At 31.3% G+C, this 11955-nt stretch carries 8 protein-coding genes and 3 pseudogenes; 3 read left to right on the top strand and 8 right to left on the bottom strand.

Annotated features, from left to right (window positions below; all coding sequences use genetic code 11):
* Positions 1–787 precede the first annotated feature (787 nt).
* The 8 genes and pseudogenes from ACP6PK_RS08760 to ACP6PK_RS08795 form a co-directional block, all read right to left on the bottom strand.
* On the bottom strand, positions 788–2860 hold the full coding sequence (locus tag ACP6PK_RS08760; RefSeq protein WP_426559282.1) for an AAA family ATPase: 2073 nt from the start codon (positions 2858–2860) through the stop codon (positions 788–790).
* 368 nt (positions 2861–3228) lie between these two features.
* Positions 3229–3474: a hypothetical protein gene (locus tag ACP6PK_RS08765; protein ID WP_426559283.1), complete on the bottom strand. Its 246-nt coding sequence runs from the start codon at positions 3472–3474 to the stop codon at positions 3229–3231.
* 374 nt (positions 3475–3848) lie between these two features.
* Positions 3849–4403, bottom strand: coding sequence for a hypothetical protein (locus ACP6PK_RS08770; RefSeq protein ID WP_426559284.1), 555 nt, complete (start codon positions 4401–4403; stop codon positions 3849–3851).
* Between the two features lie 45 nt (positions 4404–4448).
* The gene (locus ACP6PK_RS08775) at positions 4449–4697 is read right to left on the bottom strand and encodes an HNH endonuclease domain-containing protein (protein WP_426559285.1); all 249 of its coding nucleotides are present in this window, start codon (positions 4695–4697) and stop codon (positions 4449–4451) included.
* 162 nt (positions 4698–4859) lie between these two features.
* Positions 4860–5966 (bottom strand): GmrSD restriction endonuclease domain-containing protein, encoded by a 1107-nt coding sequence (locus tag ACP6PK_RS08780; protein ID WP_426559286.1) that lies wholly within the window; start codon positions 5964–5966, stop codon positions 4860–4862.
* Between the two features lie 69 nt (positions 5967–6035).
* Positions 6036–6275: pseudogene (locus ACP6PK_RS08785) on the bottom strand (helicase); the annotation flags it as partial.
* Between the two features lie 13 nt (positions 6276–6288).
* A pseudogene (locus ACP6PK_RS08790) lies at positions 6289–6528 on the bottom strand (helicase); the annotation flags it as partial.
* 13 nt (positions 6529–6541) lie between these two features.
* Positions 6542–7918: pseudogene (locus ACP6PK_RS08795) on the bottom strand (DNA phosphorothioation system restriction enzyme).
* A 780-nt stretch (positions 7919–8698) separates the two neighbouring features.
* On the opposite strand from ACP6PK_RS08795, the gene ACP6PK_RS08800 reads away from it, so the two are divergent.
* The 3 genes from ACP6PK_RS08800 to ACP6PK_RS08810 all read left to right on the top strand — a co-directional run bounded on the left by ACP6PK_RS08800 (position 8699) and on the right by ACP6PK_RS08810 (position 10608).
* A complete protein-coding gene (locus tag ACP6PK_RS08800; RefSeq protein WP_426559287.1) occupies positions 8699–9556 on the top strand; it encodes a sugar kinase in 858 nt (285 codons plus the stop codon).
* A 171-nt stretch (positions 9557–9727) separates the two neighbouring features.
* Positions 9728–10057: a hypothetical protein gene (locus tag ACP6PK_RS08805; RefSeq protein WP_426559288.1), complete on the top strand. Its 330-nt coding sequence runs from the start codon at positions 9728–9730 to the stop codon at positions 10055–10057.
* Positions 10058–10104: 47 nt separating this feature from the next.
* Positions 10105–10608, top strand: a complete 504-nt coding sequence (locus tag ACP6PK_RS08810) for a hypothetical protein (protein ID WP_426559289.1) — start codon at positions 10105–10107, stop codon at positions 10606–10608.
* The last annotated feature ends 1347 nt before the right edge of the window (positions 10609–11955 follow it).

The following is an 11955-nucleotide window of genomic DNA, read 5'->3' on the forward strand; positions in this document are numbered from 1 at the left end:
AAAATTTGCCAGAGACTTTTTCCAGATATCTGCTTTAGCTAGAGGAAAGTAGATATTTTCTGAAGTGAAACAACTACTTCTTACTTCCACTCAACTTTTTGTCAGTTTTTCTCAGAGATAAAAATTGCACTTCTATATATAGGTAAGACAAAATTTGCCAGAGACTTTTTCCAGATATCTGCTTTAGCTAGAGGAAAGTAGATATTTTCTGAAGTGAAACAACTACTTCTTACTTCCACTCAACTTTTTGTCAGTTTTTCTCAGAGATAAAAATTGCACTTCTATATATAGGTAAGACAAAATTTGCCAGAGACTTTTCTCAGATATATGCTTGAGTGAGAGGAAAGTAGATATTTTCTGAAGTCAAACAACTACCTCTTACTTCCACTCAACTTTTTGTCAGTTTTTCTCAGAGATAAAAATTGCACTTCTATATATAGGTAAGACAAAATTTGCCAGAGACTTTTCTCAGATATATGCTTGAGTGAGAGGAAAGTAGATATTTTCTGAAGTCAAACAACTACCTCTTACTTCCACTCAACTTTTTGTCAGTTTTGTCATAGATGAAAATTTGACTTCTATATATAGATAAGACAAAATTTGTCAGATACTTTTCCAGAATATCTGCTTTAGCTAGAGGAAAGTAGATATTTTCTGAAGTATAACGATAACTTGTTACCTCCTCTTCACTTTTTGTCGGTTTTATGAGTAGATAAAAATTTGACTTCTATATATAGCTAAATCTTTGTTATTTCTTATTTCTTCTTCCTTCTTACTTCTTCCTTATTCAAAAGTCATCATAATCTACCTCAAGCAATTCTGTATATTCAAACTCATTTGGGCTACGTTTGACTAAAGCATAAGATTCACCACCTAACTCAATAGTATCTTCCTCACAATCTGGTTTTGGAGAATTATAGGAAAGAACATATTCTCTACCAATATAATCAGCCATTTCTTCAGCAACTTCACCTCGCCATTGAGTCTTAGTTACTAATACAATTAATTGATTTGCTAATTGAGGAATTGTTTTAGCAATTTGTCGCCGATAAATCTCGTCTAAACTACCAAAAGGAGAATCCATTACAATAGGAAAAGTGCTACTATCCGGCCCCATTAAAGTATTCTTTTGACTCCATTCTCTCACCTGATCGATAATACTACCAATAAATGCCAAACTGAGAATTTGATTCTCTCCTGTAGAAGCGGCAACTAAAGCATTTTTACCACCAGTATTTTCTACTAAAGTTAACTCATAATTATCATTTAGCTGAGGAATATAAGGAGTAAAAGAAATTTCTGAGAATAACTCTTGTACCCGCTTTTCCAAAGAAACTCTAAACTGTTTTTCCAGACGTAATTTAACTTCATTTAGTCTCTCAATAGCATCCTGAGTAGCAGCAATTCGTCTTTGACATAAAACTTGTTTTAACTCATTCATTGTTTGCCTATCGACTTGTTTATCTAATACCTTAATTTCTTTCTGCAAAGTTTCTAACTGTAGAGTATTTGAACCAGTTTCCCGGTTTAAATCTCCCACCTTAGTTTCAATTTCGTCTAACCTTTTTTGTAACTTCTGAATATCCTCATTTGGATAACTACGCAATTTTTTTTGAACTACCTCTAATTGATTTTCAATCCGTGAAAGTTGAGAACGTAATTGTTCTATATTTCCCTGTTGTCTATCAACTTCCTCCCAAAAATCTACCACTTGTTTATCAACTTCATCCATTTGTACAGTCATTCTAATTGCAGTTTCTTCAACATCAGCAACCTCTACTTTTTCCATCCATTTTTCTACTAATTTTCTCGCCGTAGAATCTATAGTTAATTCCGCTCCACAAATACAACGCTCTTCTTCTAATAACTGTTGAATAAACTGCCGATTAATTCCTGTGAGCAGCTCTCCTTTTTCCTTTAAATAACCAAATAATTCTCGAAATTCTGTTATTGCTTCTGATAAGAATACCATATAACCACGAGTTGATATAGCCCTTTTTAATCCCTGATTTGCTTGTACTATTTGTTCTTTTATTGCTCCAATCTGAACTTTTAATTGGTCTCTTTGTTGGGGCAACCCTTCTGCACCTTTAAAATCTAATAAACGACTACTAATTTCTTTTTTAAGTTCTCTATGATGTTGTAATTCTTGGTCTATTTCTGTTTGGCGTTTTGATAATTTATCAATTTCCTCTTCAACTTTTCTTTTTTCTTTCAATAGTTTTTTAGTCTCTGGATTACCAATCAATCTTAAATCAGTTTCCAGAGATTTTTTAGCTTCCCCTAAATGTCTAACAGAACGATTTAATACTTCAATTCCCAATAATTCCTTAGTAGCTTCTGCAATTTCACTTTTCTGATTATCTCGAACAATATATTCAATTCTTTCTCCGTCAAAAAAGAAATATCTATGTAAACTTTCTGGTAAAATTCTGCCAATAATATCATCAGGATGTTCTGGTGGTGGAGACCAACGTCCGTCATCTCCAGCTATCTGCATATATAACTCGCTTTTGCCATGTTCAAGTTTATTTTCTTCGTTTCTATAAGCTCGACATAAACGTTTTGCTTGATAACGTTTATTATCATGTTCAAACACAATTTCTACCCAACAAGATATAGCTTGACCAGGTTTTGCTTCTGTAATTGCTCGTTTATTTACTAATTTATTTTCTGCAGCAAAAGCAGCACTGAATTTTTCATAAAGTACCCAAGTAAAAGCATTCATTATAGTAGTTTTACCTGAACCATTATTGCCATGAATGATTGTTGTATTTTGCTTGCCTGATGCTAAAATTATTTCAGGAGTTTTGCCGTAAAACTGACGGAAATTACACAAGATAATGGAAATTAATTTCATTGAACTGCTATTTCTTTTTTTGAGAATATCATCTTAATTTAAGGAAGAAGGAAGAAGTAAGAAGTAAGAAGTAAGAAGTAAGAAGTAAGAAAACTCCATTTCTCTGATGCTAAAATTATTTCAGGAGTTTTGCCGTAAAACTGGTGAAATTTACACAAGATAATGGAAATTAATTTCATTGAACTGCTATTTCTTTTTTTGAGAATATCATCTTAATTTAAGGGAGAAGGAAGAAGGAAGAAGTAAGAAGTAAGAAGTAAGAAGTAAGAAGTAAGAAGTAAGAAAACTCCATTTCCCTGATGCTAAAATTATTTCAGGAGTTTTGCCGTAAAACTGGCGAAATTTACACAAGATAATGGAAATTAATTTCATTGCACTGCTTCTTTAATAATTTTGAGAATATCATCGTTAATTCGAGGAGTTTTTTTATAAAGTCTGTCTTTTTCTAATTGTAATACTCGCCCAATAATTTGCTTTACTTCTGGGGGAGCAGTAGTAATTGGTTCTTGAATATTATTGAGTTTACTTTGACTTTTAGGACTATATTTTGATTGCTTTTCTGAAAAAATAGTTGATATTTCTTTGATTACTTTATCTGAGTATTTTGAAGTCATTTAGGAGTAGGGAATAGGGAGTAGGGAGTAGGGAATAGGGAAGAAAGAGTAAATTTTGAAAAAAATAAGATAATTATAGAGATAGCTGTTTGAATCAACTGAATCTGCTTCGACATTTTCTGGTAAATTTGAGTGTTATTTTAACTGTCATTTTTGATTTTTTTTTGAGTAATTTTTAGATTAAAATATGGGTACTCCTTGATGAACAATTATTAGCGATCGCTCTCTAGTCAAAAAGCTTATTATTTATTTTTCACAAGCTAGCTCTAAAGAATAAAGTATTTCATAGGGTAGGTTAATTGTGATATTAGGCATAGATTTTTGGTGTTAATTATCATGTAATTTTTTTCTAGCTTATATTAATAATTTTATACCTAATAAAAATTCCTAGTTAAAACTCTAAAATCATTGGCAGAAATTTTTCTAGTAGCCTGAACAAACCATGACCAATTAGAACGATCTTCACGCCCTAAAAAAGCATCTAACTTATTCCTTAAATCCTCATCCAAAACTACAGGAGTATCCAAATATAAACAAGGTTTTTCTAACTCAAAAACCCAAGGATACTTATCAGAATTAAAAATTTTAGGATGATTCAACTTTTCTGGTTTAGTTTTAACTAAAGCATGAGCAACAATACCCTTGCTAGAAGCATAAAAACAAATATTATCCCCAGATTTAATGCTTTTTCGACCAGGAGTTTTATATCCAAAAGCATAAATCTGTTCTTCAGCAACCAAAAACTTAATTTGTTCAGAAGCAAAACGTTTCTCATTAGCAGCAACTGGAGTTAACCAATATGTCACCTCATCCTCAGAAATAGCTTCCAACTCCTCAATAGGTTCAGCTAAAGAAACAATTTCTTGTAATTTTTTTTGCATAACTTTCTGACGATAATTTATAAAACGAATAAAATCATTATTTTGCATTGCTGCATACCCATCCTCATCAATAAAATGACTACCTAAAGTTTCTCAAAGCTGCTCTTCATTACCACCATGTTTAGCTAAACAATCATTTAAAAAATCCGCCGGAAGTTTATTACTTTTACACCTATTAGTTGTTTGATAAATTAAAGTTCGATTCAGAATACTATCAACTAAATTATCATACTTTTCACTATGAATAGACTTAGGAAAAATATGGTCATCTTGACACTTATTAATTTCCACAGGTTGCCCTGTTAAAAAATCTTTAGAACCTTCACAAACAATTAACCCCATTAATCCTCTATATAAAGTTGTATAACTTTCCTCAGTCTTTAAATCAAAACTTTGAACAGATAATTTTTGTAACCATTCTGGTGCATTTCCCTGATTATCTATCCATCCACTAACATTTTGAAAATCATAATAAATTTTGCTATCTACAGCATTGTCATAACGCTAACCTAAAATACATCCCCAATAAAAATAATCTAACTTTTGATAAGCTTCAGCACCAGCAGAAATTCGATTTATTTTATTTAATAAAGCAGCTAAAGGAACAATTAAAGTAGTATAAGGAATCCACTTAGAATCAAAGGCTCCATACACATTAATTAATCGTTGATAAGCTGTTACTATTGACTTAACTGCTTCATTCCATAACTCTTTAAATAATTCTCCTTCTATGTATCTTGTCATTTTTAATAAGTTACCTTTTTTTGGTTCTTTACCTTGCCTCAAAGCAATTAGTCTCAGTAAAAATTCTGGTTTAATTAAATCTGTAACTTCCTGATAACTATTTTGAAATTTCTCCCATAAATTTCGTAAATTTACTCCTTTTTTATAAAGATTTGCTACAGCCAAATCAAAAAGAGAAAGACTAGCACCAGTACGATTAATTCGCTCAAAAATATTGACAATATCTTCTTCTCTTGTTTCAGAAGATAAGGAAATAACAGGAACTGTAAATTCATGGAGCCTATTATAGATATTTACCAATAATTCTTGTTCTTTATCCTCCCAAATATCTTGTTCTCGATACAGCCATTTATTAAAACTAATAGAATCTCGTAATATAGAAAAAGGTAAGGCTTTATGTTGTTTGACTAATTCATCGTATTCTTTTCTTCTACGGCTATCGCGTTCAGATATTCCTACAACTGCATTTTCTAAATCATTATCTAAAACTGACTCTAAATGTAAATAAAAACGATAAGGATTTTTCGCCCATTTTAGAGGTTGATTAGGTTCATAAAGTGCATAATATAGAGAAGTAATGCGTTGTTGACCATCAAGAACTAATGTCACAGTTTCTGTAACATTAGGTTTCTCTATCATTCCCTCCACAAATCTAAAAGGAAACATTGGGTTTTTACTAGGGGTGTCTAACATCAGAAATATTCCGATAAAATAACCCTGCAACAAAGAAGTTAGTAAATCTTGAATGTCATCTTTTTTCCAAACAAAAGACCTTTGGAAATCAGGAATAACAACTTTTCCTGCCACAGCAGATTTAATAATATCTAACAAAATTTTAGGATTTGCTTCTGGTGATTCTAGAAACATAAATATTTTTTATTCTCCCTTCATTTTTAACAATTAGCTCAATAAATTTTATTTTAATATTGTATGGTATTAAATATCTAATAATCCATACCTTTTTTGAATACTTAATAATTTCACTCTAGCTTCTCCAGAATTGTCTGCTAAATCGGCAAATTCTCAGAACCTTTTTAACTCTTTTATCAGTAAATTTCGTTCTACTTCTAAACTACTTCTACCCATATCTGGAGGCAAAACAATCATATCAAATAAAGTTGCTCTTTCCTTACTCAGATGAGGTCGTAAAATTCTGCCTCTTCTCTGAATAAACTGTCATTGTATGGTATTAAATATCTAATAATCCATACCTTTTTTGAATACTTAATAATTTCACTCTAGCTTCTCCAGAATTGTCTGCTAAATCGGCAAATTCTCAGAACCTTTTTAACTCTTTTATCAGTAAATTTCGTTCTACTTCTAAACTACTTCTACCCATATCTGGAGGCAAAACAATCATATCAAATAAAGTTGCTCTTTCCTTACTCAGATGAGGTCGTAAAATTCTGCCTCTTCTCTGAATAAACTGTCATTGTATGGTATTAAATATCTAATAATCCATACCTTTTTTGAATACTTAATAATTTCACTCTAGCTTCTCCAGAATTGTCTGCTAAATCGGCAAATTCTCAGAACCTTTTTAACTCTTTTATCAGTAAATTTCGTTCTACTTCTAAACTACTTCTACCCATATCTGGAGGCAAAACAATCATATCAAATAAAGTTGCTCTTTCCTTACTCAGATGAGGTCGTAAAATTCTGCCTCTTCTCTGAATAAATTGTCGAGGATTTCGACTACTTGCCAAAATAACTGCATTTTTAATTGCTGGAATATCTACCCCTTCATCTAAACAATGAATTGCTACTAAACCTTGCAATTCTCCACTTTCAAATTGTTGTCTTAACTTCTCTCTTTTCTTAATCGGAGTTTCAGCAGTATAACTATTAACTCTGTAACCTAATTCATAACCTAATAGTTTCACCACTGCTTCCATTTGTCGTAAATCTGAAATATTTTCTCTTTCTACCAATCCATCTCCACAATAAAATAAAGTATGAGTTGTTTGTAAACGATTTGCCATTAAATTTTTTAATGCTGTTAATTTATTTTGTGCCGAAGCAATTAATCGAGAACGCTGTACTAATAAAGTTTTTATATCTTCTTTTTCTATTTCCACATTCTCTTTTTCTGATAACAATAACGCCCAACCAATTTTCGCGGTTAATTTGGTATAATTTCGACTTTCCGCTTCAGTCAATTCTACTAAAATTGGATAATAAAGATAACGAGCTAAAGCACCTTGTTGAATTGCATCAGCTAAAGTTAGTTCTGGCTGCAATACTTCACCAAAATAATCTAAAATTGCCGTAGTTCCTTCGTCGTCAAAATATCTTTCTGGGGTAGCAGATAAAGCAAGTCTTAAACCAATATTTTTAGGTAAACTTTTCTCCAATTTTGGCGAACCTAAATGATGAGCTTCATCCCCAATAATCAAAGTTTTTTCAGGAAAATATTTAAGTTGAGATTGCAAACTATCTGAGATAAAAGTAGAGTTAGTAGTAATAATAGAAATAAATTTTTGCTGACCGGAATGAATATTATAAAGAGTAGTAGAAAGTTTATTTTGCCAATTATTTACATTCTCAAAAGCTAGAATTGGTTGAAAAGAAAACTTTTCACATTCTCTTCCCCATTGAGTTACTAAATGACGGTAAGGACAAACTACAATTAATACTTGTAAGCCAATTTTTTGATAAAGTTCAGTAGCGATCGCTAAAGCAGTAATTGTTTTTCCAGTACCAGTTGCCATCTTTAAAATTCCCCTACCTCTATTAGCAATCCAATTATTAACAGCTTGTTCTTGATAAGGTCGTAATTTTAAATTAGATGGTATTTGAGGAATTCCTAAATTATTCACTTTTTTAGGGAGTAGATGGATAATGGATAATGAAAACTATAGCAATATGGAATCATTCGTGAGAAAAAACGGTAGGGGTTTGGTCTCCAAACCGAAGCGCATAAGGAATTTGCAGACCAAACTTAGTTAGACAAGATATTATAACATAAGTGCAAAAGTCCGTACATGATTATCTTTTTTTATATGGTTTATTGACCTGAAAAATGCTGTAAGTAGGATGGTTTAAGAGCGGTTAAAATCCCCTTTTAGGTGGTGGTGCATAGTAATGGTAGAGGGAGTGTGGGGAGTGTGGGGAGTGTGGGAAGTGTGGGGAGTGTGGGAAGAAATTAAAAAATATATATTTTCACCATTACAATGCAGGACTACCCCCTTTTAAAAGTAAAAAAAAATAATCATACTATTGCTTAAAACTTCTTTAAATGGAGTAAAAATTATTGTCATTATGATGATTTAATAACTGATATGAAAATATGAAATGATGCGTAAAAAAATTGTAGGGGGTTGTTTTTTTATACCATTTTTGGTTGGGTTTGGAGACCAAAATTATACTATAGTAATCCTATTTTATTTGTGGCAAAAATCTTACTGCTTTTTAGGCAACAGTCAACAGGCGGGACTTTCAGTTTTTTTATCTACTTTTTGATTACCCGTGACCTATTTAGGATTGCTATATAAAATAGTACAAAATTAAATTTGTACTTGGATTTGGAGACCAAACCCCTACGATATTTATAATTACTATAGCTGACCGCTGAATGCTGAATGCTTACCTTAAAAAACATGACTAAAACCGGACTTTTTGTCGGATTAATTACTTTAGATTTAGTTTATCTCACAGCAACTTACCCTGATAAAAATCAAAAAGTTGTTGCTACTAATTATGCTGTTACTGCCGGAGGTCCTGCCACAAATGCAGCAGTAACATTTAGCTACTTTAATAATCAAACAACTCTTCTTTGTGGGTTAGGAAATAATCCGATAACTCATCTAATTAAAGCAGATTTAGAAAAACATAATGTCATCATACAAGACTTAGATAAAAATCGTTCCGAACCACCACCAGTTTCATCAATTATTACTACTCAAGATACAGGCGATCGCGCGGTTATTTCTATCAATGCTACTAAGTCTCAAATCTCAAAAGAACTTATCTCTCCAGAAATTATTGATAATATTGATATTGTTTTAATCGACGGTCATCAAATAGCAGCAAGTTTAGAAATTGCTCAACTTGGTAAGTCAAAAAATATTCCTATTGTTATAGATGGAGGTAGTTGGAAATCAGGGTTTGAGGAAATTTTACCTTTTGTTGATTATGCTATTTGTTCAGCTAATTTTTATCCTCCTAACTGTAAAAGTCAAGAGGAAGTTTTTACCTATTTAGCAAATCAAAATATTCCACATATTGCCATTACTCAAGGAGAAAAACCTATCAAATATTTGAGTAAAGGTAAGTTTGGTAATGTAGAAGTTCCGAAAATTAATGCTGTTGATACATTAGGTGCTGGTGATATTTTTCATGGAGCATTTTGTCACTACATTTTTGATAGGGAATTTACAGAAGCATTAGCAAATGCTGCTAATATTGCTGCTCATTCTTGTAAATATTTCGGGACGAGAAAATGGATAATCAGTTAATAGTTATCAGTTAAAATAATTTTTTTGTAGTAGGGCTTTAGCCCGATTTATCTTACCGCTAAAACCCTACTACGAACTTTAATATGATATTAATTAAAATGGGAAAACTCAATATGACAAATTCGGAAGCTCAAATTAATCATTTTTATAAAAAAATAAGGAGATTATTCGATGAATAACTTAAACGAATATCTAACAGCAATTCAAACACTATTAGAAAATAGTGATTTTTGGCAAAAGGTTACTATTGCTATTATCTCTGGTTTTTCAGTATCGCTATTTAATTACTTCTCATCAAAAAAGCAGCGTCAAGACCAAGCAATGGAGCTTTCCTATACAACAAATACATCGAGTATTTTAGATTTCAAAAAAGATGTAGATCAGAAAAATATTAGTATCCTTTATGGTGAAAATCATGAGCTTGCCGATTTATATCTCATCTCTTGCGATATTGAAAATACTGGTAGAAAAGTAATTAAAAATCAAGAAATTCAAAAGTAATTTCTTGATATAAATGTGGGAATTTTAGAACAATTTTTTAACCACCTTTGAATGATAATTTAATGGGTATAGAGGAAATTGAGATAAAGGATCTTAAGCCGAGTGAAGTCAAAAAAAGGTATTTAATCAGAGAAATTTTACCGAAATATCAAGTAGGATTTCGATTTGTATCGGGAAGACGAATTCAGGAAGATGAAGTACTATCTTTATTTGTAACAAATAAAGATAGTACCATTGAACTTACTCGAAAAGAAGATAAAGGAGAAAGAGATGAAATTTATAGAATTATGAACTTTGTCACCTTCTTGATTTTGTTTTTTACTCTTCCACAAATATTGGAATTGATTCCTTTATCTGGTGAAATTCTAGCTTTTTTAGCAAAATTAGTTATCTTTGTAATTATTATTCTAGATATAGGTACTTTTTCTAAAAAAATTGCAGAGCTTCTAATACTACCTTTTAAAATAAATAGAGACCGAACTTTTAAGAATCAAACTGATAATAAAATAAGAAGTTTACAAATGAAGATTTTAGAAGACTGGAATGATTGAAGAGGAAGCACTTATTATTTACCGTCAAAGGAAAAAACGAAAAATAGCACAATAATTTGATAATTTAATTTAGGTATTAATCCTAAACTCTACTATCAATACAATTTCATATTATTGCTTCTTATTTTATTCATTCCCTAAAAAAAATCGACAAAGTTTCTTAGTTATATCCTTACTTTAGCTTTTTCCTTCTTAAATTATGATAAATTATACTCTCATAAATCAAAATATCTCCTTAGAAGACTTCACAAAAAACCCTCCTGAAAAAATGGAATGGGTAGACGGCAAATTAATAGAAAAAAACGGCATGACATTAACACATGGAAAAATTTAATTAAGGCTTGGTCGTTATTGGGATGACTATAAAAATGCTAGTCAACAAGGTGGAAAAGTTTATACAGATGTACCTTGTCGTACCAATCAACAAGGGCGATCGCCTGACGTTGCTTATCTGACTCCTGAGTTAGTTTCACAATATGGAAATTATCCTACTTTACCTCAGAGTTTTCCTTTAAGTGCAGAGATTATTTCCCCTACAGATTTAGCTTAAAATGTCTTTTTAAAAACTCAAGAATATTTAGAATCTGGTGGTGAAGAAGTTTGGTTAGTTTTCTGTGAAAGTAAATTGATAATAATAGTTACTGAAAATCAAGGTTTAATGTTTACTTCTGGTCAAGTTGTTACCACTCAAAAAGTTTTAATAGGTTTTAGAGTGTGGCAGTAGATGATTTATGAGCTTGACAATTACTTGGCTTTAATTTTACTTACCTACTTCAGACATTCAGATAACTTTCCTATTTATATCAAAGGCAAAAATTTTCACAAAAACTATTCCCTTTCATCCAGAAAAATCTCTCCTATCTCTAGCAAAACCTCCTCTAGTCAGATTCCGAAATTTGGGAAAAATACTGATGGTTTACCTACTACTATTCTGGCAACTTTCCTCTGGTCAAGTTGTTACCACTCAAAAAGTTTTAATAGGTTTTAGAGTGTGGCAGTAGATGATTTATGAGCTTGACAATTACTTGGCTTTAATTTTACTTACCTACTTCAGACATTCAGATAACTTTCCTATTTATATCAAAGGCAAAAATTTTCACAAAAACTATTCCCTTTCATCCAGAAAAATCTCTCCTATCTCTAGCAAAACCTCCTCTAGTCAGATTCCGAAATTTGGGAAAAATACTGATGGTTTACCTACTACTATTCTGGCAACTTTCCTCTTTCCAGCAAAGCGAAAAATTTTCACATTTGTACTTGACTAACTTCCTTCTGACTTCTACGACTTATTTCTTATTTCTTATTTCTTATTTCTTATTTCTTATTTCTTATTTCTTATTTCTTATT

Origin of the sequence: Dapis hubbardiae BLCC-M172 (assembly GCF_050016015.1) — a bacterium.
Lineage (GTDB): Bacteria > Cyanobacteriota > Cyanobacteriia > Cyanobacteriales > Microcoleaceae > Trichodesmium.

What these genes read in the sequence shown, in the direction of transcription:
- ACP6PK_RS08760 (WP_426559282.1), bottom strand. Translation starts at nt 2,860, where the DNA reads ATGAAATTAATTTCCATTATCTTGTGTAATTTCCGTCAGTTTTACGGC.
- ACP6PK_RS08765 (WP_426559283.1), bottom strand. Translation starts at nt 3,474, where the DNA reads ATGACTTCAAAATACTCAGATAAAGTAATCAAAGAAATATCAACTATT.
- ACP6PK_RS08770 (WP_426559284.1), bottom strand. Translation starts at nt 4,403, where the DNA reads ATGCAAAATAATGATTTTATTCGTTTTATAAATTATCGTCAGAAAGTT.
- ACP6PK_RS08775 (WP_426559285.1), bottom strand. Translation starts at nt 4,697, where the DNA reads ATGGGGTTAATTGTTTGTGAAGGTTCTAAAGATTTTTTAACAGGGCAA.
- ACP6PK_RS08780 (WP_426559286.1), bottom strand. Translation starts at nt 5,966, where the DNA reads ATGTTTCTAGAATCACCAGAAGCAAATCCTAAAATTTTGTTAGATATT.
- ACP6PK_RS08800 (WP_426559287.1), top strand. Translation starts at nt 8,699, where the DNA reads ATGACTAAAACCGGACTTTTTGTCGGATTAATTACTTTAGATTTAGTT.
- ACP6PK_RS08805 (WP_426559288.1), top strand. Translation starts at nt 9,728, where the DNA reads ATGAATAACTTAAACGAATATCTAACAGCAATTCAAACACTATTAGAA.